Origin of the sequence: Corallococcus sp. AB030 (assembly GCF_003668965.1) — a bacterium.
Classification (GTDB): Bacteria; Myxococcota; Myxococcia; order Myxococcales; family Myxococcaceae; genus Corallococcus; species Corallococcus exiguus.
The window spans coordinates 25181-49264 of sequence record NZ_RAWQ01000036.1 but is presented as its reverse complement, the minus strand read 5'-3'; the positions used below and the strand labels follow the sequence as shown (position 1 = coordinate 49264).

The following is a 24084-nucleotide window of genomic DNA, read 5'->3' as shown; positions in this document are numbered from 1 at the left end:
CATCACTGGGGGCCCGAGCCGCCCGTCGCGGGGCTCGATTCGCTGGGCAGGGAGGTCCTGGGGAGGGGCAGCAAGGAGGGGTTGATGTCGATGAGCCTCGACCCCGTCACGCGCTGCGCCAGCTCGTCGAAGTCCACCTCCAGGAACTTCCCGGAGCCCTCCTCCGGGAGCGCGAAGCGGACCCGCCAGTAGTTGGGGCGGATCCGCACCGCCTCGCCCGCTTCCGCCAGCACCATGCCGCTCTGCCGGGCGTACTCCGCGCCCGCGTCGACGACATTGCGCTCCCCCAACTCCTCCTGGACCGGCTGGGAGCTGGGGGGCACGGGAAGGCGGCCCGTGGGACCGGTGGCACAACCCACACCCGCCAGGAAGGCAGGCAGCAGAGCAGCGGCAAGGAGGCGGGGCAGCATGCCCCAACATTGGGCACCCCCCCGTCAAGCTGCACCGAGGGACGGCTTGCGAAGCCGCCACCCATCGAATGCCTGCCCGGAGCAGCGGCACGGGGCCTGCTCCTCCGGTCCCGCTGGAATGGAAGCTACTTGGGCGCCGGCACGCCCGAGGCGCGCTCCACGACCTCGTCGATGAGGCCGTACTGCCGGGCCTCCTCGGCGCTCATGAAGTAGTCGCGCTCGGTGTCCTTCTCGATGCGCTCGATGGTGTGGCCCGTGTGCTTCACGAACAGGCCATTGAGGTACGTGCGCAGACGGAGGATCTCCTTCGCCTGGATGTCGATGTCCGTCGCCTGACCCTGCGCGCCACCCAGCGGCTGGTGGATCATGATGCGGCTGTTGGGCAGGGCGTAGCGCTTGCCCTTGGAGCCCGCCAGCAGGAGCAGCGCGCCCGCGGAGGCCGCCTGGCCCACGCAGATGGTGGACACGGGGCACTTGACGTACTGCATCGTGTCATACATCGCGAGCGCCGCCGTGACGGAGCCACCGGGCGAGTTGATGTAGAGGTTGATGCCCTTGTCCGGGTCCTCGGACTCCAGGAACAGCAGCTGGGCGACGATGAGGTTGGCCACATCGTCGTTGATGGGCGTGCCCAGGAGGATGATGCGGTCCTTGAGCAGACGGCTGTAGAGGTCGTACGCCCGCTCGCCGCGGTGCGTGGTCTCAATGACGAAGGGGACGTTCATGGCCCCCGTACCCTAATCGTCCCCCTTCCCGCGCGCTCCCCCCTTCTTGCGGGAGCGTGCGCTGTCCCACGCTTTGACCCGAAGTGAAGCGGCCGCCCTTGTTGCCGGCGGGCAGCGCCCCAACACATCCCTCGCCGACACGCACCCACCGTCCGTGCGTCCGGCGTCTCTGTTGGGGGATGTCATGCGTTGGAAGCAGTCGTTGAGCACGTTGGCCGTCTTTCTCTTCTCACTGGGCACGAGCACGGGTTGCGGGTCTCCGGCTCCCGCGTCCGGAGCCGAGCCGCTCCCCGCCGAGGAGGGCCCGAACGAGCCCCTCCCGCAGCCCGGCGATCCGCCGGTGAAGGAGGAGCCCGGCCCGGTGGTGCAGCAGCCGCCGCCGGTGAAGGAGGAGCCCGGCCCCGTCGAAGAGGAGCCCGGCCCCGTCGAAGAGGAGCCCGAGCCCGTCGAGGAGGTCATCGCCTCGCCGTTCCTGGTGAAGGACGTCACGCCCGGGCTCCTGGCCGCGCTCCCCGCCGCGCGGACGGAAGGGTACGTCCCGCTGGGGAACCGCTGGTTCTTCAGCGTGGACGACGGCGTCCACGGCAAGGAGCTCTGGAGCACGGACGGGACGCGGGAGGGCACGGCGATGGTGACCGACCTGCTGCCCGGCGCCGAAGGCTCCAACCCCGAGTCCCTCGTGCGCATGGGAGACCGGCTCTACTTCACCGCCCGGATGCTGCCGGGCCTGTACGCGCTGTGGAGCTCGGACGGCACCGCCGCGGGCACCCGGCGGGTGACCCTGCTGGGCAGCCACGCACAGAACGTCGCCGTGGGCGATGGCGTCTTCATCTTCAAGGCGAAGGCCGAGGCCGGCTCCTCGTGGTGGAGCAACTCGTACAGCCTGTGGCGCTCGGACGGCACGCCCCGGGGGACCTGGCAGCTGGGGGAGTACGGCTTCTCGGACCGGGTCACCGCGATTGCCCCGGTCTGGGAGGGCGGCACGCTCGACTTCATCGTCCGGCTGTTCGACGGGGGCGCCCAGCTGTGGCGGACGGATGGCACGGCCCAGGGCACGCACCAGGTGATGGGCATGAGCGCCCCCTGGGAGCCCACGCTCATGACGCGGGTGGGCAGCCGCTACGTCTTCTGGGCACGCGGCAGTGAGACGGGCCCCTTCACCCTGTGGAGCACGGACGGGACGCAGGAGGGGACGGTCTCCCTGAAGTCCGTGCGCTGGAGCAGCTCCACGGAGGAGCAGCCGATGGAGCCCCTCACCGTCATCGGGGACACGGTCTACTTCCGGGGCTGGGACGCCGAAGCGGGCCAGGAGCCGTGGAAGACGGACGGCACCCCCGAGGGCACCGTCCGCATCGCGGACCTGCGGCCCGGCGCCGCCGACAGCCACCCCGTCTTCACCGCCACGTTCGCGGGCAGCGCCTGGTTCACCGCGCTCGAGGGGACGGACACCGTGCTCTTCAAGACGGACGGCACTCCGGAGGGCACCGTGCGCGTGACGCCCCCGGGCGCGCGGCTGGACGCCGAGGCGAAGCCCCAGGCCACGCCCTCGGGTGTCTTCTTCTCCGCCTTCAGCACCGCCGGGGGAAACCAGGTGTGGCGCACGGATGGCACCGCCGGTGGCACGCTCCCAGTGAGCGCCGCGGATCCGCGGGGCCTGCCCTGGCTGGCCGGCTGGGGCGGGGACCGGATGTTCTTCACGTCCGCGGAGGGCGTGCTCCACGCGACGCGGGGGACGCCCGGCACGACGGACACCCTGGCGCAGCTGACCGCCAGCCAGGCGGGCTCCTTCGACGCGAGCTCCGAGGTCGTGGACGTGGACGGCACGCTCTTCTTCACCGTGCCCGTCCCCCAGGGCGCCGGTCCGTCCGGACGGGCGCTGTGGCGCTCGGACGGGACGGCCGGGGGAACGCAGCGGGTGGAGCACACCTCCGAGCACGAGCCCACGCACCTGACGCCGCTCAACGGCGGCCTGCTGTTCCTCGACGGGCGCGACCACACCTCGCTCTGGTGGTTGGACCGCGCGGGCAGTGAGTCGCGGCGGGTGGGAGACCTGGGGGGCAACGGCCCCCGGCTCGTCTCCACGGGGAAGCACGTCTGGTTCGTGCGTGGGCAGCACCCGGACCTGCAGGAGCTGTGGCGCACGGACGGCACGGTGGAAGGCACCCTGCGCGTGGTGGACCGCATCGGACGGGGCATCTACAGCGACATCCCGCCCGTGCTCCGGGCGGTGGGGGACACGCTCTACTTCACGACGGTCCAGGACGTCTGGACGCCGATGAACGACACGCTGTGGAAGTCGGACGGGACGCGCGAGGGCACGGTGCGCGTCCACTCCTTCGTGAACACCATCGGCTGGGATTCCATCCGGAACATCTGGCCCGCGGGCTCGCGCGTCTACTTCCACCTGATGGGGGACCCCTGGACCCACCAGGTGTGGGTCACGGAGGGAACGCCGGAGACGACGCGCTTCGTGGCGGAGCTGCCCTTCAGCAGCGTCCCCGGCTCCGAATCCGCGGTGCTGGGCGACACGCTGTTCCTGTCGCTTGGCGCGAATGTCCCGAAGCTCTGGAAGACGGACGGGCAGAGCTCCGGGGTCGTGCGCGAGTTCAGCAAGGGTCCCACCACCGGGGGGCCCGCGTCCCTCATCGCCCAGAACGGCCAGCTGCTGTTCTGGGCGTCGGATGGCTCGAACGGCTATGCGCTGTGGAAGAGTGACGGCACGACGGCGGGCACGACGCCGGTGGAGAGCGCCCCACCGCCCGACGCCGCCGTTCGCGTCACGTCCCCCAGTCCCCTGGTGTCGCTGCGCCCGGGCGGACCGCTCCTCTTCACCGCGTCGGACAGCGACGCCGGCCTGGAGCTGTGGAGGACGGACGGCACGGCCCGGGGCACGAAGCGGCTGGTGGACAGGGGCCCCGGGACCCGGTCCTCGGCGCCCGCGCACCTGACGGTCGCGGGTGACCACCTCTTCTTCTCCGCGTGGACGCCCGAGTCCGGGCGCGAGCTGTGGGCCCTGCCGCGCCAGGCCCCCGAGGCTCCGGCTTCGCGATAGGCCCCGACCCCGGACGTGGAAGTGAAGCGAGGCCCCCGGCCCGGCGTGCCATCCGCGCCAGGCCGGGGGCCTCCTGCGTCGCGCACGAAGCCGCCACCGTGCGCTGCCTCACGTTTGCGCGAGCCCGGAGGAGTCGGAGAAAGCCTACCGATTCGCCGGAGTGTGTCTGTCAAACGCTCCGGCGGATTTGATAGGGATTGCCCCCGCCACGCTGGACCGGACACTCCAGGCCCAGCACAGAGGGGGATGCATGACGTTGAAGTCCGTGAAGCTGTTGCTGGCGGGAGTACTGGCCCTGGGGATGGCCTGCGGCGGGAAGAGCACGCCGGAAGGCCCGCGGGACGCGTACCCCGTCTGGGATGGACAGACGGGCGACCGTCCTGGAAAGAGGACGAGCGCGCCCCGCGACCTGATGGACCTGGGCACCACCCTCCTGTTCACCCAGGACGACGGCGTCCACGGCCGCGAGCTCTGGACGACGGACGGCTCCGCGCAGGGGACCGCGATGATGGTGGACCTGCTGCCCGGGCTCCCGGGCTCCGAGCCGGACACCTTCACGCGTGCGGACGACGGCAGCATCTACTTCGTGGCCCGGACGACCTACGCCTCCGACACCGTGATTCCCCGAGGCGCGGACACCTTCGCGCTGTTCCGCACCCGGGGAACCTCTGAGAGCACCACCCTGTTGCTGGCGCTGCCCCACCGCCCGGGCTTCCTCGTCACCGCGAGCGGCGGCGTCTACCTGTCCGCGCCGGACTTCACGGACTCCGGCGAGGACGCGGCGTCGCTCTGGTTCAGCGACGGCACGCCCGGGGGCAGCCGGAAGGTGGCGCTACCACCCGACGCCCGCCTCTCCCTGAAGGACTCGAGCGCCGCGACGTTGGGCAACGCGGTGCTGGTCACCGCCCGGACCTCCGTTGGGGGCTGGCAGCTGGTGAGGGCGGACGGAACGATGGAGGGGACGCGGCGGCTGGCGCTCCTGCCCCCCTATGGGAACGTAGAGACTCCCCGGCGGCTCACGACGCTGGGCGGCCAGGTGATCTTCTGGGCGCAGGCCCTGGGAGGCCTTGGCAGGAGGGTCCTCTGGCACTCGGACGGAACGGAGGAGGGCACCGTCCCGTTCGCGGACATCGCCCCGGACCGCGACCAGGACAGCTTCTTCGTGCGGGACGGCATGGCGTTCTTCAGCGGAGAGGATCCGCTGACCGGCAGCGAGCCCTGGCGGACGGATGGCACGACGCAGGGCACCGCCCTCATCGCCGACCTGATCCCCGGCACCGCGGGCTCCCACCCCACCACGTTCACGCGCCAGGGCTTCTACGTCTACTTCACCGCGCGCACGGAGGTCGGGACGCGCCTGTTCCGCACCCTCGGGGCCGAGGAGAACACGACGCGCGTGAACGTCTGGGACGACGGCGCACAGCAGACGCCGCAGCCCACCGGGGGACGGATGGTCGCCACCGTGGACGCCCTGTTCTTCCTCGCCACCACTCAGGCGGACACGTCGCTCCGGCTGTGGCGCGTGGGAGCGACCACCGCCGGGGCGACGGCCGTGTCGGGGCCGCTCTCCGTGCCCATGAGCCTGGAGATACCGGCGCGAGGCGTCCTCTATCTCAGCAGCCTGGAGGACGGGCTCTGGACGCACAATGGCATGACAGGCCCCGCGACCCAGGTCGTGCCGCCATCTCCCCTGCCCGCGGATTCCTGGGAGGGAGCCACGGAAGCGGTGGACCTGGGAGGCACGCTGTACTTCACCCAGCGCGACCCCACCCGGATGGACACCTGGCGGCTGTGGAAGAGCGATGGCACGGCGGCGGGAACGGTCCAGGCGAAGACTCCCGTCGCGGGCGAGTTCAACCACGTGCCGCTGTCACCGGAGATGCTCACCGTCGTGAACGGGCAACTCCTGTTCGCCGCCATGTCCCCGGAGCTCCAGGTGCCCTACTCCCTCTGGAGCTACGACCCGGCGTCCGGGAACGCCACGCGGCTCGTGACCTCGCTGGGCCGATGGGTCACGGCGACGGATCCGCTGCTGTTCACCTCCCACCCCGTCAAGGTGGGACGCCAGGCGTACTTCATGGTCGCCGGGAAGGACGGTGGCAGCCCGGACGAGCTGTGGAAGACGGACGGCACCGAGGCGGGCACCGTGCGGCTGAAGGCCGGCCTCGCGCCCTACTTCGCGACGAACTTCATGCCCGTGGGCTCGCGGCTCTTCTTCTCGGTGAGCACGAGCATGAGTCGCGCGGAACTGTGGACCAGCGACGGCACCGAAGCGGGCACCGTGCGGCTCACGGCCCCGGAGTTCACTTCGCTCATCTTCGGAGGTGCCGCCATGGGTGACCGCCTCTTCTTCTGGACCGGGCAGGGCAGCGAGACGCTAGTGCTCTGGAAGAGCGACGGCACGCCCGAGGGCACGGTGCCCGTGGGCGCCATGCCCGGCGCCCAGCCGACCCCGGCGGATCCCGGCGTGGCCCTGGGGGACGCGTTCTATTTCCCCTGCGGCTTCGGCCAGGGCGTGCCCCAGCTGTGCCGGACGGACGGACAGGTCATGAACGCGATGACGGGCACGTTCGGGCCGGAAGGCACGCCCCTGTGGCCCAACCACCTGACGGTGCAGGACGGCCACCTGCTCTTCTGGGCCGCGACCCCCACGAACGGCTACGCCCTGTGGCGCGCGGAGCCGGGAGGCGCCCCCACGCTGCTGATGCAGGCGCGGGCGGGGATGAGCGCGGTGGCCACGCCGGGCCCGCTCGTGCGGAGCAGGCCCGGAGGCCCCTTCCTCTTCGCCGCGTCGGACGGCACCTCCGGCCTGGAGCTTTGGAGGACGGACGGCACGCCCGGGGGCACGGTGCGCGCCGCGGACATCGCGCCGGGGCTCCAGTCCTCCGCACCCGGTTGGCCCATGGTGCCCTCCGGTGACCGCGTCTACTTCCCGGCCTGGACGCCCACCGAAGGCCGGGAGCTGTGGGCCCTGCCCATGCCGTAAGGCGAAGGGACTAGAGGTTCCCGGTCATCTTCTCCGGCCGGACCCACTGGTCGAACTGCTCGGCGGTGACGAGCCCCAGCTCCACCGCCACCTCCTTCAGCGTCTTGCCCTGCTTGTGGGCCGTCTTGGCGATCTTCGCCGCGTTGTCGTAGCCGATGTGCGGGTTGAGCGCGGTGACGAGCATCAGGCTGCGCTGGAGGTTCTCCTGGAGGCGCGGGAGGTTGGGCTCGATGCCCACCGCGCAGTTCAGACGGAAGCTGCGCATGCCGTCCGCGAGCAGGCGGCAGCTCTGCAGGAAGTTCTGGATGATGAGCGGCTTGAAGACGTTGAGCTCGAAGTTGCCGGACGCGCCGCCCAGGGAGATGGCCACGTCGTTGCCCATCACCTGGGCGGACAGCATGGTGAGCGCCTCGCTCTGCGTGGGGTTCACCTTGCCCGGCATGATGGAGCTGCCCGGCTCGTTCTCCGGGATGTTGATTTCACCAATGCCCGAGCGTGGCCCCGAAGACAGCCAGCGGATGTCATTGGCCACCTTGAACAGCACCGCCGCCAGGCCCTTGAGCGCGCCGTGTCCCTGCACCAGCGCGTCGTTGGCGGCCAGCGCCTCGAACTTGTTGGGCGCGGTGACGAAGGCGTGGCCGGTGAGCTTCGCGATTTCCGCCGCCACGCGCTCGGCGTAGCCCGGGGGCGCGTTGAGGCCGGTGCCCACGGCGGTGCCGCCCAGCGCCAGCTCCAGCATGTGCGGCAGCGCGGACTCGATGTGGCCCTTCGCGCGGTCCAGCTGCGCCACGTAGCCGCTGAACTCCTGGCCCAGGGTGAGCGGGGTCGCGTCCTGCAGGTGCGTGCGGCCAATCTTCACGATGGACTGGAACGCCTGGGACTTCTGGGCGAGCACGTCGCGCAGGGCGACCAACTCCGGCAGCACGTGCTTCACCACGGCCTCCACGGCGGCCACGTTCATCGCGGTGGGGAACACGTCGTTGGAGCTCTGGCCCTTGTTGACGTCGTCGTTGGCGTGGACCTTGCGGCCTTCGCCGCGCTCGCCGCCCAAGAGCTCCGAGGCGCGGTTGGCCAGCACCTCGTTGCAGTTCATGTTCGTCTGGGTGCCGCTGCCCGTCTGCCACACCAACAGGGGGAACTCCTCGTCGTGCTGGCCGGCGAGCACTTCATCCGCGGCCTTCACGATGGACTGGGCCTTCTCCTTGGAGAGGGAGCCGTTCTCCTGGTTCACGAGCGCGGCGGCCTTCTTCACCAGCACCAGCGCGTGCACGAGCGCCGTCGGCATGCGCTCGGAAGAGATGGCGAAGTTCTGGCGGCTGCGCTGGGTCTGCGCGCCCCAGAGCCGGTCGGCAGGGACTTCGATGGGACCAAAGGTGTCCTTCTCGATGCGAACATTCTTCGTGCTCACGGTGCGGCCTCCGCGCAAAAGGAACGATGTCCCGCGCGATTAACACCGCCGGACCGTCACGGCAGGGCAGAGTGACGACCCTGGCATGAGTGTCACTTCGTGAGCACCGCGGGCACCATCCGAGCCCTCTTCCTGGCCCAGGAGCGAGGCACGCCCATGCGCCGCGTCCCGGAGGCGCGGGCCGTGGAGCAGCACGGCTTCGAGGGCGACCGCCACCAGCGCAGGGCGGTGGGCCACAAGCGTCAGCTCCTGCTCCTGGACGAAGCGCAGCGCGCGGCGCTGGACGTGCCCGAAGGCGCGCTCAAGGAGAACGTGCTGGTGGAAGGGCTGCCCCTGGACGCGCTGCCCCCGGGACAGCGCCTGGCGCTGGGAGCAGATGTCGTGGTGGAGCTGACTGAACCCTGCGTGCCCTGCTGGAAGCTGGACGCCCTGCGCCCCGGATTGCTGAAGGACAGCTGGGGCCGCAGGGGTCAGCTCGCTCGAGTGCAGAAGGCAGGCACCGTGCATGAAGGCGACACCGTGCGCTTGCTGGACGTGAACCCGGACGCCCCGCGCATCATCCGGCCCAAGCTGCCCTGAGCCGTCACCGGCTCCAGAGTCGGCCCAGACTCAAGGGCACCGCGTCGAAGGGAACGGCATTCACGGTTCCACTGCCCAGATGCACCCCGTGCAGGCGCCACTGCCCGTCCTGGAGGCGGTGGATCTCCAACCCCATCGCCAGCGGGTCGATGAACCACAGCCACTCCACGCCCGCGCGTGCATAGACGCGCATCTTCGGACCCCGGTCCCACCGGTAGGTGGACGGTGACAACACCTCGCCAATCCAATCAGGAGCCAGGGAGAAGACAGGCGTGTTTGGAATGCGAGGCATCCGCTCGCGGCGCCATCCCGCGAGGTCTGGCACCAGCGCATCCCCCGTTCCCGCGAAGCGCAGCTCCGGTTCATACAGGATGACCCATCCACCGGGCCCATTGCTGCCCTCGTCGAACGGCCCATCCAGCCACCCTCCGAGCTTCGTCGCCGCCCTCGCGTGGGGAGACGCCGGCCTGGGACTGACGACCAGCTCGCCTTCGATGATCTCCCCCACCTTCGTCGGCGGCACGTCCTCCAGGACGGCGTACGACACCGACTTCCCCTTCCCACTCCCGTTTCCATCGCCCATGCGCGCAAGGATGCCCCCTACCCCTGACATCCTCAAGCCAGGGCCGACCCACACCCGAACGGGGAGGCAGGAAGACAGGCCCGTGCAGTGCTGCCTGCCCTGAACCCGATGAAAACAAGCTTAGTTTGAATTAAAAAATTCACACATACCCGGGGTGACGGCGCCATTGAGTCCGTGACACACTTTTCTCAATCGTTCTCACGGCTCCTGGGGATGCCTGCATGTCCATTCATTGGCTGGGTTTGGCGCTGGCGGCCTGGGGGCACCTGCCTCCGGACGGCGTCGCGCAGCTCCAGAAGGTGGATGGCGTGATGCCCCACCTGCGGCGTCTGGCGGAGGACCCGGAAGTGGTGCGCGCCCTCCGCGCCCAGAACGCTCACCGCACGCCGCTTGCCACCATCCAGCAGCTGGACTCGGAATGGATGGCGACCCCGGGCCTCACGCCCCACAAGCAGCGCGTGCTGGACGGCCCCTGCACGGGCGCGCTCCGCCGCCTGCGGGAGCGCCTGGGCCCGGCGATGGCGGAGGCCTTCGCCATGGATGATCAAGGCGCGCTCGTCTGCGCCAGCCGGCGCACGTCCGACTACTGGCAGGGCGACGAGGACAAGTGGCGCCTCACCTACGCCCAGGGCCGCGGCGGCCCCGCGCTGAGGGAAGCCCCCTTCTTCGACGAGTCCACCCAGGCCTACGTCATCCAGGTGTCCCTCCCCGTCCGCGATGGCGCCCAGGTCATCGGCGCGCTCACCGTGGGCCTGTCCCTGCTCGACCTGTGACACCGACCGGTCCCGTTCCCAACCTGGATTCTCCTGCATGCGACTGCTGTCCGGATTGAAGTTGCGGGGCCGCCTCACGCTGTGGATCTGCCTGCTGCTCGTCGCGGCTCTCGTCCCCGCCGTCGGTGCTGGCGTCCACACCATCCGGCGCAACCTGGAGCAGCAGGTGCACGGCGTCCTCCAGGTGGAAGCGGACGGCCTGCAGGACCTCATCGAAGCCTCGCTGCACGAGCGCGAAGCGAACGCCCGCGCGTGGACCGAGGACGCCATCGTGCGCGGCGCGCTCCTCTTCGACACCTACGCCAAGAGCGACGCGGTGCTCGCCTCGCTGAACAGCCGGCACACCAGCTTCGCCGGACTGGTGCTGTTCACCCCCGACGGGCGCGCCGTCTCCGTGAGCCGGCCGGAGCTGCTCCAGGCCTTCGCCGGCCGCGAACAGGAGGTGCGCGCCGCGCCCTGGTTCCAGACCGCGCTGGAGGACCGGCTGGACCCCGCCGTCCTCACGGGCGCCCTCACGAAGAAGGACCCCTTCCTCGACCGCACCGTGATGCCCCTGGCCATGCCCGTGCTCAGCCCCATCTCCGGAGCCAGGGTGGGTGTGCTGCTGGCCGCGTATGACTGGGGCCAGGTGGAGAAGGTGGTCGAGGGTGCGCTCCAGCGGGCCCAGGACCGGGGCCAGAAGAGCTTCACCCTAGAGGTCCTCGCCCCGGACGGCGCCAGCCTCTTCAGCGCCCGCGCGGAAGGCACGCCGAACCTCATGAACCCCGTGCGGGCCGAGGTCCACAACGGCACCACCCACCGCTTCGCCGCCGGCCAGGACTGGCGCTTCATGGCGGCGATGGAGTCGGACGAGGCCTTCCTGCCTCTGCGGCGCTTCCTGCAGCTCAGCCTGCTCGCGGGGAGCGCGCTCCTGGGGGTGGCCGTCCTGGCCGCCTGGGCCCTGGCGCGCGGGGTGACGCGGCCCATCGCCACGCTGAGCGCGCTGGTGTCCCGCGTGGTGCGCGAGGGCGACCTCACCCAGAAGGTGGAAGCCCACGGCCACCAGGACGAAGTGGGCGAGCTGGCCTCCGCCTTCTCCCGGATGATGGACCACCTGCGCGAGTCCACCACCAGCCTCCAGCAGGCCACCCGCGTCCTGGGGCAGACGGTGAGCGAGCTCACTGAAGCCACCGAGCAGCAGGAGCGCAACCTCACCCGGCAGGGCACCGCCATCCACGAGACGCAGGTCACCGCGAAGGAGATTCAACAGACCTCGCAGCTGGCCGCGGAGCGCTCGCAGGCCGTGCTCGCGTTGGTGGCGCGGGCGCGTGAAGCCGGCGGCGCCGGACAGACGGCGCTCGGCGCCAGCCTGGACGGCTTCGAACAGCTGCGCGACCACGGCGCGCGCCTGGCGGAAGGCATCTCCTCCCTCAACGAGCGCACGCGCCAGATTGGCGGCATCACCCAGACGGTGAAGGACCTGGCGGACCAGTCCAACATGCTCGCCCTCAACGCGGCCATCGAAGCGTCGCGCTCCGGCGAGCACGGCAAGGGCTTTGGCGTGGTGGCGCGCGAAATCCGCAGCCTCGCGGACCAGTCCATCCAGGCCACCGGCCGGGTGCGCGACATCCTGGACGCCATCCGCGGCGGCATCCACGACACCGTGGCGCTGTCAGAAGAGGGCCAGCGCCGCTCCGAGGCGGGCCTGGCCCAGGTGCGCGAGAGCGGTCAGAGCCTGCGTGCGCTGACGGACATCATCCAGGACAACGCGTCCGCGGCCCAGCAGATCGCCGCCGCCGTCATCCAGCAGAACGCCGGCATCGCGCAGATTTTCGCCGCCGTCACGGACCTGTCCCGGATGATGGACGACACCCTCCAGGCCATGCACGGCACCCAGCGCATGACGCACGCCCTGCGCGGCGTGGCCGAGCGCATGGAGTCCGTGGCCGGCGTCTGGCGCGTCTAGCAGCGAAACGCGCCAGGGCACGGCAGCCACGTCAGACGCGCTTCTCCCAGCGGGGCGTGTCGTCGTCCACCGGCGTGTTCGCGACCTTGGACACCCAGTCCAGCGTCCCCTGCAGCGGGGCCCGGCCAAACGCCTTCGCCGGGATGAACGCCCAGAGCAGCAGGTAGAGCGCGGCGCTCATCCCCGCGGACGCGAACAGCATCAGCACGAACGCCACCCGCACCAGCGAAACGTCCACGCCCAGCTCGCGCGCCAGCGACGCGCAGACGCCCAGCAGCGCCCGCCCCTCGCCCCGGTGCATGGGCACCGTGCGCGCACGGCAGTGCGGGCAGCGCTGCGCCTCGCCGGACAGCTCCTTCGAACAGGCCCTGCAGCGTGTCGTGACGTCCATGAGGTGACCTCCCAGTCAGGCCCCCGCTTGGCACGATGGGGGTCCCATACCTACCTACGGAACCCACCGCCCGTGATTGCACCCGCCCCTCCGATGTCGTGATTCCGGGGGTTTCTGGCCGGCTGCGTCAGTGGATTTACAAATTTAATACAGGCGATGTTGACAGCCTTACAGGCAAGCAGCTTCTAATTCACCAAGGCTTCCCTTCCCTAGATGGCGGGGACATCTTTCAGCCCGTTGGACCGCTTTTACAACGCATCTCGTCAGGAGCCAACATGGACGCGCGCACCTCCCAGAATCCCCCGGCCTTCGGCCCCGGCGTGACCGTGGAGGGCGACTGGCACCCGGATTACGCGGAGGTGCTGACGCAGGAGGCCATGGCCTTCGTGGCGAAGCTGGTCCGCACTTTCGGTGAACGGCGGGAAGCACTGCTGGAGCGGCGCAAGAAGGTGGCGCAGGACTGGCGCAAGGGCGAGCGCCCACACTTCCTCCCGGAGACGGCGGACATCCGCAAGGGCGACTGGACCGTGTCCCCGGTGCCCGCGGACCTGCAGGACCGGCGCGTGGAAATCACCGGTCCGGTGGACCGCAAGATGATCATCAACGCGCTCAACTCCGGCGCCAGCGTCTTCATGGCGGACTTCGAGGACGCCAACAGCCCCACCTGGGACAACGTGGTGCGCGGCCAGCTGAACCTGCGCGACGCCGTGCGCAAGTCCATCTCCTTCTCCGCGGAGAACGGGAAGCACTACGCGCTGAATGAGAAGCACGCCGTGCTGTTCGTGCGCCCGCGCGGCTGGCACCTGCCGGAGCGCCACGTGCGCATCGACGGCAAGCCCATCTCCGGCTCGCTCTTCGACTTCGGCCTGTTCTTCTTCCACAACGCGCGCGAGCAGCTGAAGCGCGGCACGGGCCCCTACTTCTACCTGCCCAAGATGCAGAGCCACCTGGAGGCCCGGCTGTGGAACGACGTGTTCCACCTGGCCCAGAGCGAGCTGGACATCCCGCGCGGCACCATCAAGGCCACGGTCCTCATCGAGACGCTGCCCGCCGCGTTCGAGATGGACGAAATCCTCTACGAGCTGCGCGAGCACTCGGCCGGCCTCAACTGCGGCCGCTGGGACTACATCTTCAGCTTCATCAAGACGCTCCAGTCGGACGCGTCCGTGGTGCTGCCCGACCGCGGGCAGGTGACCATGGACAAGGGCTTCCTCAACGCCTACTCGCAGCTGCTCATCCAGACCTGTCACCGCCGGGGTGCGCACGCCATGGGCGGCATGGCCGCCTTCATCCCCATCAAGGGAGACGCCGCCGCCAACGACGCGGTGATGGCCAAGGTCCGCGCGGACAAGCTGCGTGAGGCGAAGAACGGCCACGACGGCACCTGGGTCGCGCACCCCGGTCTCGTCCCGTTGGCGAAGGAGATCTTCGACGCGCAGATGCAGGGCCCCAACCAGGTGGCCAACAAGCGCGAGGACGTGCGCATCACCGAAGCGGACCTGCTCAAGCTGCCCTCCGGCACGCGTACCGAAGAGGGCCTGCGCCACAACATCCGCGTGGGCATCCAGTACACCGCCGCGTGGCTGGGCGGCCTGGGCTGCGTGCCGCTCTACAACCTGATGGAGGACGCGGCCACGGCGGAAATCTCCCGCGCCCAGGTGTGGCAGTGGATCCACCACGAGGCCACGCTGGAGGACGGCCGCCAGGTGACGCCGGAGCTGTTCGGCAAGCTGCTCGCGGAGGAGATGGCGCGCATGGACCGCGAGGGCGCCACCGAGCGCTACGGCCAGGCGCACATGGAGAAGTCCCGCGCCCTCTTCGAGCAGCTGTCCACCGCGCCCGCCTTCGAGGACTTCCTCACGCTGCCGGCCTACGAGGCCCTCGACCCGCGGTCCTGACGCTTTTCCAGACGCAGCACCGAAGTCTTTTCAACCCTTCACTGTAGCCCGAGGAGTCCTGGCATGTACGACGCGACGCAGACCACTTCCGATGCCTCCCCTCACGCGAAGCTCCACGCGCAGCGCTTCGAGGGAATCAAGCGCACCTACACGGACAAGGACGTGGAGAAGCTGCGCGGCTCCATCCGCGTGAGCCACACGCTGGCGGAGATGGGCGCCCGCCGCCTCTGGGAGCTGCTCCACACGGACGAGTACATCAACGCGCTCGGCGCCCTCACCGGCAACCAGGCGGTGCAGATGGTGCGCGCGGGCCTCAAGGCCATCTACCTGTCCGGCTGGCAGGTCGCCGCGGACGCGAACTCTGCGGGCCAGATGTACCCGGACCAGAGCCTCTACCCGGTGGACTCCGTCCCCTCCGTGGTGAAGAAGATCAACAACGCCCTGCGCCGCGCGGACCAGATCGACCACGCGGAAGGCCGCAAGGACCGCAACTGGTTCGCGCCCATCATCGCGGACGCGGAGGCCGGCTTCGGCGGTCCGCTCAACGCCTATGAGCTGATGAAGGGGATGATCGAAGCGGGCGCCGCGGGCGTGCACTTCGAGGACCAGCTGGCCAGCGAGAAGAAGTGCGGCCACATGGGCGGCAAGGTGCTGGTGCCCACCAGCCACTTCGTGCGCACGCTGACCGCGGCGCGCCTGGCGGCGGACGTGATGGGCGTGTCCACGCTGCTCGTCGCCCGCACGGACGCGGACAGCGCCAAGCTCCTGATGAGCGACGCGGACGAGTACGACCACGCCTTCATCGACAAGGCGGCGGGCCGCACGGCCGAGGGCTTCTACCGCATCAAGGGCGGCCTGGAGTGCGCCATCGCGCGCGGCCTGGCCTACGCGCCGTACGCGGACCTGGTGTGGTGCGAGACCAGCACCCCGGACCTGGCGCAGGCCAAGGCCTTCGCCGAGGGCATCCACAAGAAGTTCCCCAACAAGATGCTCGCGTACAACTGCTCGCCGTCCTTCAACTGGAAGAAGAACCTGGACGACAGCACCATCGCGAAGTTCCAGCGGGAGCTGGGCGCCATGGGCTACAAGTTCCAGTTCGTCACCCTGGCGGGCTTCCACGCGCTGAACTTCTCCATGTACGAGCTGGCCCGTCAGTACAAGGACCGCGGCATGGCGGCCTACAGCGAGATGCAGCAGTCGGAGTTCGGCGCGGAGAAGAACGGCTACACCGCCACGCGCCACCAGCGCGAGGTGGGCACCGGCTACTTCGACCAGGTCGCCGAGGTGATTTCCGGCGGCAGCGCCAGCACCCTGGCCCTGCACGAGTCCACCGAGGCCCACCAGTTCTAGGCCTGGCGGATCAGGCTCGGACGCCCTGAAAAGGCACTGAAGGCCGTGGCGTTCCAGGGAAAATTCCCTGGGATTCCGCGGCCTTCGGCGTTCGCGAGGCGAAAGAGGCAACTTCCCCGGGGCTGGGGCGATAATGCAGGGAACGAACTTGAAGCCCCACAGGCACGCCTTCGGGTGCGCCGCGCAGACCGGGGCCTTTTGACGGGAGCCGCCATGAACCGCATCACGTCTCTCTCCGGTCCTCGGGTGCAGCCGACCGCGACGAACACCGCCTCCTCCGTGTCGGGCAGCCGCTTCGGCTCGCTGATGTCGGGTGCGGCCGCGCAGCCGAAGATGGGCGCGCAGCTGACGGGCGGTTCGGTGGTGTCGACGGCGCTGGCGCAGATGGGGGCCACGCCGCACGGCGGGCTGATGAACGCCTACACCGCGGGCGCCACCTCCACGCCGGTGAACGTCACGGGCAATCAGACCCAGCAGCAGCAGCAGGCCGCGGCCTCGCAGACGGGTGCGGAGCCCAAGAGCGAGGAGATGCAGGCCATCGAGGACCTGGCCGTCATGTCCGCGGTGTCCATGTCCCAGTCCATCCTGCACATGGGCGGAATGAAGCTGACCCTGGACCGCGAGTAGTCCCCGCGTTCCAAGGCCGTCCTTCACAGCATCTGCTTCACGTGAGCCCTGGGGGAGACCTCAGGGCTTTTTCTTGTCGCTGTCGTCGCTGTACTGGTCGCGGATGCCGTCGTGCCGGTTCTTCGTGTCGTTCCAGGGCTGATCCACGTCGGAGCGCTGCCCGCCGTTCTGCCCGGTGACGTCGTTGAGCTCCTCGGCGCGGCCTTCGGCGGGCACCCGGTCGCCGTGCTCCTCCGGGTCCTTCTGCTTGCTGGGGTCCAGCGGGATGCCGGCGCTCTTCTTGAGGTATTCGTCCTTGGGGTCCATGCCGTCATTCCTCCCTTGAGTCCTCAAGGTGGTGACGGAAGCGCCGTACCGGGAGCGGCCGGGCGGACAGGCCTCCCCTTCCTCAGTTGAGGTACTTCGGCTTCGCGGGCGCGGAGGGCGGCTGGGCCTTCATCATCTCCAGGCCCTGGCGGGTGAGGACGAAGCGGACGACGCCGGAGCCGCGCTCGGTCTCGATTTCGGCCTCGAAGGCGGGCCCGGCGATGCCGCCCAGGGACACGTCCTTGCGCAGGTTGTTCACGCGGCCGGAGAGCAGATCGCCGGCCACCTCTCGCGAACCCTCGCCGCGCGTGTACAGCTCGAAGGCGGCCTCGTGCAGCGTCATGGCCAGCGCCGGGGTGAGGGGCTGGGAGCTGAAGAGCACGGAGATGAGGAGCCAATAGGGCGTCTGTTCAGCCATCGCGGAGAGCAGTGTAGCGCCCGCGGCTAGCGGGCGCGCGGCTGTCTGCGAGCGGCGATGCCTTCCGCGAGCACACCCTGCGCCCTCCAGTGGCCATACAGGCGGCCCTGGGACGCGAGGAAGTCCAGCCGCTGCCGGGTGCGCTCGTCCATGCGGCCGGGGGCTGCGTCGCGGTACGGCGTGCCGGGCAGCGGCATGAAGGTGTGGCCGTGCACACGGGCGCCCAGGTCGGACAACCGCTGCATGAGGTCCAGCGTGGCGTCCACGTCCGCGGGCTCCTCGCCGGGCAGGCCCAGGATGAAGTCCACGTTGGGCACGAAGCCGCCCTCCACCGCGAGCCGCGCGGCGCGCACCACGGTCTCCACGTCGTGGCCGCGCCGGGTGGCCTGGAGGATGCGCTCGGAGCCGGACTGACCGCCGATGATGAGGTTGTCGTTGGCCACGTAGCGCTTGAGCAGCGCCAGGGACTCCGGCGTGACGTGCTCCGGGCGCACTTCCGAGGGGAAGGTGCCGTAGTAGATGCGCCCGTCAGGGGCCATGGCCTCCGTCACGGCGGCGAGCAGCTCCTCCACGGCGGCCAGGTTCACGGTCTCGTTGGGGGTGCCGTAGGACAGGGACGTGGGGGTGATGAAGCGCAGGTCGCGCCGTCCCGCGCGGCGCAGCTCGCGGGCCCAGTGGGCGATGTTGGCCACGGTGCGGTGCCGGAAGCGCGCCTTGGACATGAAGGGCGTCTGGCAGAAGCGGCAGGCGTAGATGCAGCCGCGGGTGATTTCGATGGCGCCGAACTTCACGTTCTTCGCGGCGAACGGAGGGAAGTCATCCAGGCGCACGCCCTCGCCGTGGCCGTGCTGCACGAGCTTGCCGTCCTTGAGGTGCGCGGTGCCGTGCGTGGTGCGTGGGTCCTCGCCCTTGAGGACGCGGGACAGAAGGGCGCGCAGGGTGTGTTCGCCCTCGCCCACGGCGATGAGGTCGAAGCCGGCCTGGAGTGTCTGGAGCGTTTCGGCGGTGGCGTGCACCCCGCCCGCGATGCAGAGGACGTCGCGGCCCTCCAGCCGTTCGCGCACCCAGTTCAGCTCCTCCACGGAGGGGCCGAAGCTGGCGGAGTAGAAGGACCACGCGGCGACGACGGTGTCGCCCGCGTCCGCGCGTTCGCGCACGGTGGTCAGCAGGTCCTCGCGGTTGCGAGGGAAGTGCATCGACACGTCCGCGAGCGCGGGGTCCGCCTCCACGGCGCCGGCGAGCACGGTGAAGGCGTACTTGCCGGGGTACTGGTAGCTCAGGACGAGCGAGACCTTGCGAGGCGTCTGCGACATGACGACCGCGGATGATGCCACAGCGCGGTCAGAGGAAGCGGCGCTCCCACTGCCGGACCTCGGCTTCGGGGAAGAGGCCCCATTCGCCCTGGTGCACGTAGAGCCAGGGTTCCAGCACGCGGGCCAGCTCGCGGTACGCGGGCAGTGTGTCACCGGCCTCCAGGTCCCCAGCTTCGGGGACGGGGCCCAGGGACACCACGGCGCGGTCCGGGGACAGGGATTCGACCTTGGTTGAAGGTGAGTGCAACCGGGACCGAAGTGCTTCCGCTCCGCCCAGCTCGTTGAGCACGGGCGGGCCCAGGAAGTTGAGCCACGCGGGGGGGCGGAGCTTCGTGCCCAGGTACAGGGACAGGCTGCCCAACCGGTTCAGGTCGAAGCCGGGGTGACGCCGGGTCACTTCACGCAGGCGCGGCGTAAGGGTCCGGGGCCAGGCGCCCACTTCAAGCGAGAGCCCAGCGTGCCCTGAGCTCCATGGCAGCTCACTCCCCAGGTCGATGGCGAATGAGCGGATCCACTCCGGCCCGCGTTCGTCCAGGAACTCGATGGGCAGCCTGAACTCCAGAGCGCAGGTACTCTCCCGCTCCTCATTCTCGAAGCCAGCCACCGCTTTGCTCCGCCCCTGGTATTTGAAAGCGACGCCGGTCACGGAGTCGGGGCGCTCGATCAGCTCGACCAGTGCAGAGGTTGCCAGCAGCCGCTGCCGGACGACAGCCTCGCCTGCGGCGTCCACCGGCTGCCAGTCCCCCGAGGAGTCCACGTACCAGCCAGGCTGGCGCGGGCTGATGGCCTGACGGTAACGCTCCAGTGCTCGCAACACGGCCGGGGCCATCAACTCGTGGGGCTGCCGCATGTAGAACGCGATGCTGAGCCCCTCCCGCACAAGGGCCACCCACTGGCCGTCGATGTCGATGTCTTCACGAATCCTTGGGACTCGCCCGCTCATGGCGTAACTCCAAAGTTGGGAGACACCAGCTGGGGTGCCCCCTCACTCTTGAGTATCTGCTGATAGATCTCGCCCTGATCCTTTGAAGCGAAGGGGTGCCCGTCAGGATAGGGATCCCATCTAGGAAAGTTGCCTACCGGGCACGGGAACTTGAAGTCGTAGACGGCTTGGACATTCAGCGGGTTCCCCAAGGCGTGCAGCACCACATCCGGCGCGATGGTCCCCGTCAGCAGGAAGAACTGTCCTGCGGCCAGCCAGCGCGCCACCTCCTCCGGATCCAACCAACGCGTCCGGCCCGTCTTCGTATCGCGCAGGTAGCGCGGCTCCAGGCTGAACCGTCCCGCGTCCGTGCCGCCCAGTTCCTGCTGCACGCACGCCAGAGCCGCCTCGTGCTTCGCATTCCCCAATTGCACGGCGCGCGTCATCTCACGGCCGTTCGCGTCCACCACCCTCTCCTCACAGATCGCGCGAGTCGTCCGCCCTCCGGGCCCCAACATCCGTTCGTTCACGTCGAAGTTCGCCCGCTTCGCGCACTCCACCAGCACGCGCTCCACGCGGGCCACCTCCGCCGCTTCCCACAGGCGCATCACCGCCGCGGCCTGACCTGCCCGGGCCGCCGCGCGGGTCAGCCACGGCAGGATGGCGTCCTGTCCCACCTGGGCGGCGCACGCCGAATTGCGCAGACCCCCCGCCGTCGCGGAGTCCACCGCTATCTGGGAGTAGCTCCGGTGCCTGCGCATCTCCGGGCCCGCGCACGCGGTCCACAGCAAGAGGCAGCACAGCCACCACATCCAACGGGGAGGAGTCATGCCGAGCCTCCTCGCATGGATGCGCGGGCTCCTTCAACCCGACTCCCGCCCCGGACACACCGGAGCGGGAGGGTCCTTCACCTACGGATTCAGCTCCGGCGACGGCGAGCCCACATCAGGCCCAGCAGGCCCAGCAGCGAGAACGCGGCCAACGAACCACCGCTCGCGGAGCAGCCGCCGTGGAAGTTGGCGTCGCCCTCGCTCTCGTCCAGCGGAGACGGCTTCACGCCCGTGTTCGTGCCCGCGTCCACGGAAGTGCCCGCGTCCACCACGGGGTCCGGATCCACGGGCGAGCCCGCATCCACCACCGGATCCGGATCCACCGGGCTGCCCGCGTCGAACACCGGGTCCGGGTCCTGCGGCGAGCCCGCGTCCACGGTCGTGCCCGCGTCCACCGGCGTGCCGGCATCGACCACGGGGTCCGGATCAGGCTGCACCACCGGGAACACGTCCGCGCGGGTCGTCGCCTGGATCATGCCGTCGTGGTAGACGACGCCCACCGGCTTGATGGTGTCGTCCCGGTACAGGCCCAGCTTCAGGTAGTTGTTCTGGCCAGAGAACATCGTCTTGGCCTGGGTCTTCTTCAGCACCTGGACGCCGTTGTGCCACAGCTCCACGTAGCCCACGGACGCGTCTGGGGACCACTTCACGTGGAAGATGAACTCCTGCCACGCGCCGCGCTTGAGCGCCGTGCTCCACACCGTGCCGCTGTCGTTCAGCGTCAGGCGGATGAGCTCGCCCTTCACGAAGAACTCCACCGGCGGCGACCCGCAGCACCCGTCGTGGTGCCACTGCGTGAAGAGCTGCCACGCGTCCACGCTGGGGAAGTCGTTCGCGAACATCACCTTCCAGCGGTACCAGTACTCCGAGCCCACCTTCTCGTTGCTCAGATAGACGAGCTCGTTGCGGTTGCCGCTGGAGTTGATGGGATCATCGCCCTGCTTCACCGTGGCCTTGAGCGCGTACTTGCCTTCCGACACCGGGCTCGTCACCACCTGGAGCCGGTCCGAACTCACCATCTGTTCCTTGCTGTATTGGGAACGGTTTCCCGTCTCGAAATCGCCCCGCCAGACGATTTCCGCCGCAGCGAGGCTCGGGAGCAGAACAACCACGAGCCAGAGGTGCAGTGCTTTCAATGCTGAATCCTTGGGGGAGGGGGAAGACTGGGTGCTTTGATGTCAAACTTCGACAAAGGTTGGCAGCAATCATTCCCTGTCTTCATTCCCTCGCCAAACCATTCCCAGACGCCTGACAACACAGCATGCAACCAGGCAGGCCCTCTCCTGGATTGAGACATGTTTCACGTCGGGGGCGGGCCGCCCGTACCCACCGAGCGGACGGCGGAGCGATGTCCTGAACGCAACGCGTCATTGACAGGGGAGCATCCAGGGGGCTGACGGGACGGGGGCGTGGTGTAAGGTCACGGGCCCTTCCGGCGCTCCCTTCCCGGGGCGCTCATCCGTGTGCCCCATGCTCGTACTGCGAGACGTCCAGAAAACCGATTTGCCCGGCCTGAAGCGTCTTGCCGCGGTGCTGAACACGGTCAACCTGCCGAACAACGAAGAGACGCTCGAGGCCATCATCGACAAGTCGGTGAAGAGCTTCGCCGGCAAGGTGAAGGACCCGTTCGAGCGCGAGTACCTCTTCGTGCTGGAGGACGTGCGCAACAGCCTCATCATCGGCACGTCGATGATCATCGCCCAGCACGGCACGTACGACGCGCCACACATCTACTATGAGGTGAGCGAGCGCGAGCACTACTCGGCCTCGCTGGAGCGGCACCTGCGGCACAAGGTGCTGTCCATCGCGTACAACTACGAGGGCCCCACGGAGATTGGCGGCCTGGTGGTGGACCCGCCCTACCGCGCGACGCCGGACAAGCCCGGCAAGCAGCTGTCCTTCGTGCGCTTCCTCTTCATCTCCATGCACCGGCGGCTGTTCCGGCCGCGCGTGCTGGCGGAGCTCCTGCCGCCGCTGCTCCCGGACGGGCGCAGCCTCCTGTGGGAGGCCTGCGGGAAGAAGTTCACCGGGCTCACCTACCTGGAGGCCGACCGGCTGAGCCGCCAGAACAAGGAGTTCATCAAGGAGCTGTTCCCCGCGTCGGACATCTACGCGTCGCTCTTCCCGGACCGCGTGCAGAAGGTGCTGGGCGAAGTGGGCCCGGCCACGCGCGGCGTGCAGCGGATGCTGGAGCGGGTGGGCTTCCGGTACGTGGAGCGCATCGACCCGTTCGACGGCGGACCGCACTTCGAAGCGAATACGGAGGACATCTCCCTGGTGCGCCGCTACCGCACGATGAAGCTGGCGGAAGAGGACTTCGAATTGGTGGGAGACGACGTGCTGGTCGCCGTCGAGCGCGAATCCGGCCGCAACCGCTTCCGCTCCGTGCGCTGCCAGGCCCGGCTGGACAACACCGTCATCCACCTGCCCGCTCGCGCCAAGGAGATCCTGGAAGTGAAGCCCGGCGCGAAGCTGTCCGTCATTCCGTTCGAGTAGCGCGCACCACGCGGAAGTCTCCGCGCAGAAGCGACAGCCAGCGCTCCCCGGCCTCCAGGGCGGGGCCCTCTGGCGGCACCAGCGCCAGCGCCAGGTGCGTGTCCGGGCGCACGGGGTCCAGGGACGTGGGGTCCAAATCCAGCGTCCCGCCGCCCCGCAGCGCCACCCGCACCCAGGCGTGCGGCCGGGCGGGGCCGCCGTCCACCACCAACAGCCCGTGCACCAGCCCCACCCGCTGGCCCTTCTCGCGCGCCAGGGACGCGTAGCGCAGGGCGTGGGCCAGGCAGCCTCCGGCCTCGCCCTCCCCGCCCCGGTTCCAGTCCGCCTCCGAGGGCCCCTTGTCCGGGAAGGCGGCGTGCACCTTCGCGGACAGGGCCCGCGCCGCCGCGGACGTCCACTCCGTCATGCCCTCAAGGCGCCGGGGGACGGCCGGCGCGCGTGGCCCGTCCCTCCGAGCCGGGACGAGCGCCAGGGGCCCCGGGGCGTCTCCCTCCACCGGCAGGCCGTCCGAGAAGAGCTCCGGTGGCGGCTTCAGCCGTTCCCCGGGGGTGGCCCGGGTGAAGCGCGAGTCCCCCAACTCCAGCACCTGGAGCCAGCCCTCCCGGTCATAGGTGGCCCGGAAGGCAACCCCCAGCATCGTGCCCTCGGCGCGCGTTGGGCCGCGGGACGTGACGCAGTGAGGACCGATGCGCGTGGGGGAGGACAGCTCCTCACGGGCCTCCACGCACCCTTCGGGCGGAGGGCCCCGCCATACCCAGAGCGCCTGGGGCATCACGCTGCGCTCCCGGTCGGTATCCGTGATGTGCCCCCTGCCGTCCACGTGGATGACGGCCGAGCGCCCCAGCACGCCCGCACGGCCCGAGCGCAGGTGCAGGTGCTCGCTGTCGTACGTGAAGCTCCCCGGCACCAGCGTCAGGGTGACCGTACCCACCGGCACGCCGCGCCACGCGAAGATGAACCGGGCCCGCGACACCTCCGTGCGGACCGGCGCCGGGTTTCCGGCCTCGGGGCCCGCGCTGGCGGGGTTTACGGGGAGCGCCAGCATGGCGATGGCGATGAGGGCCTTCATGTC

General features: G+C 69.6%; 21 protein-coding genes. 9 read left to right on the top strand and 12 right to left on the bottom strand.

Features of this window, described 5'->3' with window-relative positions; translation table 11 throughout:
* Nucleotides 1-2: 2 nt before the first annotated feature.
* Both D7Y15_RS12115 and clpP read right to left on the bottom strand, forming a co-directional pair.
* Entirely contained in the window at nucleotides 3-323 is a 321-nt protein-coding gene (locus D7Y15_RS12115; RefSeq protein ID WP_233596712.1) for a hypothetical protein, read from the bottom strand.
* A gap of 212 nt (nucleotides 324-535) precedes the next feature.
* A complete protein-coding gene (gene clpP / locus D7Y15_RS12110) occupies nucleotides 536-1135 on the bottom strand; it encodes an ATP-dependent Clp endopeptidase proteolytic subunit ClpP (protein ID WP_014399808.1) in 600 nt (199 codons plus the stop codon).
* Between the two features lie 184 nt (nucleotides 1136-1319).
* Here clpP and D7Y15_RS12105 point away from each other — a divergent pair, with 184 nt between their 5' ends.
* Together D7Y15_RS12105 and D7Y15_RS12100 are read left to right on the top strand one after the other, a co-directional pair.
* Nucleotides 1320-4187 carry an ELWxxDGT repeat protein gene (locus D7Y15_RS12105; RefSeq protein ID WP_158629041.1) on the top strand — a complete coding sequence of 956 codons (2868 nt, stop codon included), beginning with the start codon at nucleotides 1320-1322 and terminating at the stop codon, nucleotides 4185-4187.
* Nucleotides 4188-4437: 250 nt separating this feature from the next.
* Nucleotides 4438-7173 carry a hypothetical protein gene (locus D7Y15_RS12100; protein ID WP_121752646.1) on the top strand — a complete coding sequence of 912 codons (2736 nt, stop codon included), beginning with the start codon at nucleotides 4438-4440 and terminating at the stop codon, nucleotides 7171-7173.
* Nucleotides 7174-7183: 10 nt separating this feature from the next.
* Here the strand turns inward: D7Y15_RS12100 and fumC are convergent, their stop codons facing one another.
* Nucleotides 7184-8581, bottom strand: coding sequence for a class II fumarate hydratase (fumC, locus tag D7Y15_RS12095; protein ID WP_120575290.1), 1398 nt, complete (start codon nucleotides 8579-8581; stop codon nucleotides 7184-7186).
* Between the two features lie 99 nt (nucleotides 8582-8680).
* Here fumC and D7Y15_RS12090 point away from each other — a divergent pair, with 99 nt between their 5' ends.
* Nucleotides 8681-9160: an MOSC domain-containing protein gene (locus D7Y15_RS12090; RefSeq protein ID WP_233604908.1), complete on the top strand. Its 480-nt coding sequence runs from the start codon at nucleotides 8681-8683 to the stop codon at nucleotides 9158-9160.
* A gap of 4 nt (nucleotides 9161-9164) precedes the next feature.
* On the opposite strand, the gene D7Y15_RS12085 is transcribed toward D7Y15_RS12090, so the two are convergent.
* Nucleotides 9165-9707, bottom strand: coding sequence for a Uma2 family endonuclease (locus D7Y15_RS12085; protein ID WP_233604907.1), 543 nt, complete (start codon nucleotides 9705-9707; stop codon nucleotides 9165-9167).
* 257 nt (nucleotides 9708-9964) lie between these two features.
* Here D7Y15_RS12085 and D7Y15_RS12080 point away from each other — a divergent pair, with 257 nt between their 5' ends.
* Together D7Y15_RS12080 and D7Y15_RS12075 are read left to right on the top strand one after the other, a co-directional pair.
* A complete protein-coding gene (locus D7Y15_RS12080; protein WP_121752644.1) occupies nucleotides 9965-10516 on the top strand; it encodes a PDC sensor domain-containing protein in 552 nt (183 codons plus the stop codon).
* A 37-nt stretch (nucleotides 10517-10553) separates the two neighbouring features.
* Entirely contained in the window at nucleotides 10554-12461 is a 1908-nt protein-coding gene (locus D7Y15_RS12075; protein WP_121752643.1) for a methyl-accepting chemotaxis protein, read from the top strand.
* 31 nt (nucleotides 12462-12492) lie between these two features.
* Here the strand turns inward: D7Y15_RS12075 and D7Y15_RS12070 are convergent, their stop codons facing one another.
* The gene (locus D7Y15_RS12070) at nucleotides 12493-12852 is read right to left on the bottom strand and encodes a PspC domain-containing protein (RefSeq protein ID WP_120575294.1); all 360 of its coding nucleotides are present in this window, start codon (nucleotides 12850-12852) and stop codon (nucleotides 12493-12495) included.
* 275 nt (nucleotides 12853-13127) lie between these two features.
* On the opposite strand from D7Y15_RS12070, the gene aceB reads away from it, so the two are divergent.
* The 3 genes from aceB (at nucleotide 13128) to D7Y15_RS12055 (ending at nucleotide 16727) form a co-directional block, all read left to right on the top strand.
* Nucleotides 13128-14750 carry a malate synthase A gene (gene aceB / locus D7Y15_RS12065; protein ID WP_121752642.1) on the top strand — a complete coding sequence of 541 codons (1623 nt, stop codon included), beginning with the start codon at nucleotides 13128-13130 and terminating at the stop codon, nucleotides 14748-14750.
* Between the two features lie 63 nt (nucleotides 14751-14813).
* Nucleotides 14814-16100, top strand: a complete 1287-nt coding sequence (gene aceA, locus D7Y15_RS12060; RefSeq protein ID WP_120575296.1) for an isocitrate lyase — start codon at nucleotides 14814-14816, stop codon at nucleotides 16098-16100.
* Nucleotides 16101-16313: 213 nt separating this feature from the next.
* Nucleotides 16314-16727 carry a hypothetical protein gene (locus tag D7Y15_RS12055; RefSeq protein ID WP_120575297.1) on the top strand — a complete coding sequence of 138 codons (414 nt, stop codon included), beginning with the start codon at nucleotides 16314-16316 and terminating at the stop codon, nucleotides 16725-16727.
* Between the two features lie 60 nt (nucleotides 16728-16787).
* Here D7Y15_RS12055 and D7Y15_RS12050 read toward each other — a convergent pair whose 3' ends face one another.
* The 6 genes from D7Y15_RS12050 to D7Y15_RS12025 all read right to left on the bottom strand — a co-directional run bounded on the left by D7Y15_RS12050 (nucleotide 16788) and on the right by D7Y15_RS12025 (nucleotide 21535).
* Entirely contained in the window at nucleotides 16788-17033 is a 246-nt protein-coding gene (locus tag D7Y15_RS12050; protein ID WP_120575298.1) for a hypothetical protein, read from the bottom strand.
* 82 nt (nucleotides 17034-17115) lie between these two features.
* Nucleotides 17116-17451 carry a hypothetical protein gene (locus tag D7Y15_RS12045; RefSeq protein ID WP_120575299.1) on the bottom strand — a complete coding sequence of 112 codons (336 nt, stop codon included), beginning with the start codon at nucleotides 17449-17451 and terminating at the stop codon, nucleotides 17116-17118.
* A gap of 26 nt (nucleotides 17452-17477) precedes the next feature.
* Complete coding sequence (locus D7Y15_RS12040) at nucleotides 17478-18764, bottom strand: TIGR04013 family B12-binding domain/radical SAM domain-containing protein (RefSeq protein ID WP_121752641.1); 1287 nt, start codon at nucleotides 18762-18764, stop codon at nucleotides 17478-17480.
* A 28-nt stretch (nucleotides 18765-18792) separates the two neighbouring features.
* On the bottom strand, nucleotides 18793-19707 hold the full coding sequence (locus tag D7Y15_RS12035) for a type VI immunity family protein (protein ID WP_169847522.1): 915 nt from the start codon (nucleotides 19705-19707) through the stop codon (nucleotides 18793-18795).
* The gene (locus D7Y15_RS12030) at nucleotides 19704-20516 is read right to left on the bottom strand and encodes a hypothetical protein (RefSeq protein WP_121752640.1); all 813 of its coding nucleotides are present in this window, start codon (nucleotides 20514-20516) and stop codon (nucleotides 19704-19706) included. Before D7Y15_RS12030 ends, D7Y15_RS12035 begins: the two co-directional genes overlap by 4 nt.
* A gap of 89 nt (nucleotides 20517-20605) precedes the next feature.
* Nucleotides 20606-21535, bottom strand: coding sequence for a heparin lyase I family protein (locus D7Y15_RS12025; protein WP_306414329.1), 930 nt, complete (start codon nucleotides 21533-21535; stop codon nucleotides 20606-20608).
* 451 nt (nucleotides 21536-21986) lie between these two features.
* On the opposite strand from D7Y15_RS12025, the gene D7Y15_RS12020 reads away from it, so the two are divergent.
* Nucleotides 21987-23012: an arginine N-succinyltransferase gene (locus tag D7Y15_RS12020; RefSeq protein WP_120575303.1), complete on the top strand. Its 1026-nt coding sequence runs from the start codon at nucleotides 21987-21989 to the stop codon at nucleotides 23010-23012.
* Here D7Y15_RS12020 and D7Y15_RS12015 read toward each other — a convergent pair.
* Nucleotides 22996-24081 carry a lasso peptide biosynthesis protein gene (locus D7Y15_RS12015; protein WP_121752638.1) on the bottom strand — a complete coding sequence of 362 codons (1086 nt, stop codon included), beginning with the start codon at nucleotides 24079-24081 and terminating at the stop codon, nucleotides 22996-22998. The genes D7Y15_RS12020 and D7Y15_RS12015 overlap by 17 nt on opposite strands.
* Nucleotides 24082-24084: the final 3 nt, after the last annotated feature.

Coding starts and splice junctions, on each gene's coding strand:
- clpP (WP_014399808.1), bottom strand. CDS start 1,135: ATGAACGTCCCCTTCGTCATTGAGACCACGCACCGCGGCGAGCGGGCG.
- D7Y15_RS12105 (WP_158629041.1), top strand. CDS start 1,320: ATGCGTTGGAAGCAGTCGTTGAGCACGTTGGCCGTCTTTCTCTTCTCA.
- D7Y15_RS12100 (WP_121752646.1), top strand. CDS start 4,438: ATGACGTTGAAGTCCGTGAAGCTGTTGCTGGCGGGAGTACTGGCCCTG.
- D7Y15_RS12080 (WP_121752644.1), top strand. CDS start 9,965: ATGTCCATTCATTGGCTGGGTTTGGCGCTGGCGGCCTGGGGGCACCTG.
- D7Y15_RS12075 (WP_121752643.1), top strand. CDS start 10,554: ATGCGACTGCTGTCCGGATTGAAGTTGCGGGGCCGCCTCACGCTGTGG.
- D7Y15_RS12070 (WP_120575294.1), bottom strand. CDS start 12,852: ATGGACGTCACGACACGCTGCAGGGCCTGTTCGAAGGAGCTGTCCGGC.
- aceB (WP_121752642.1), top strand. CDS start 13,128: ATGGACGCGCGCACCTCCCAGAATCCCCCGGCCTTCGGCCCCGGCGTG.
- aceA (WP_120575296.1), top strand. CDS start 14,814: ATGTACGACGCGACGCAGACCACTTCCGATGCCTCCCCTCACGCGAAG.
- D7Y15_RS12055 (WP_120575297.1), top strand. CDS start 16,314: ATGAACCGCATCACGTCTCTCTCCGGTCCTCGGGTGCAGCCGACCGCG.
- D7Y15_RS12050 (WP_120575298.1), bottom strand. CDS start 17,033: ATGGACCCCAAGGACGAATACCTCAAGAAGAGCGCCGGCATCCCGCTG.
- D7Y15_RS12045 (WP_120575299.1), bottom strand. CDS start 17,451: ATGGCTGAACAGACGCCCTATTGGCTCCTCATCTCCGTGCTCTTCAGC.
- D7Y15_RS12040 (WP_121752641.1), bottom strand. CDS start 18,764: ATGTCGCAGACGCCTCGCAAGGTCTCGCTCGTCCTGAGCTACCAGTAC.
- D7Y15_RS12035 (WP_169847522.1), bottom strand. CDS start 19,707: ATGAGCGGGCGAGTCCCAAGGATTCGTGAAGACATCGACATCGACGGC.
- D7Y15_RS12030 (WP_121752640.1), bottom strand. CDS start 20,516: ATGACTCCTCCCCGTTGGATGTGGTGGCTGTGCTGCCTCTTGCTGTGG.
- D7Y15_RS12025 (WP_306414329.1), bottom strand. CDS start 21,535: ATGGTGAGTTCGGACCGGCTCCAGGTGGTGACGAGCCCGGTGTCGGAA.
- D7Y15_RS12020 (WP_120575303.1), top strand. CDS start 21,987: ATGCTCGTACTGCGAGACGTCCAGAAAACCGATTTGCCCGGCCTGAAG.
- D7Y15_RS12015 (WP_121752638.1), bottom strand. CDS start 24,081: ATGAAGGCCCTCATCGCCATCGCCATGCTGGCGCTCCCCGTAAACCCC.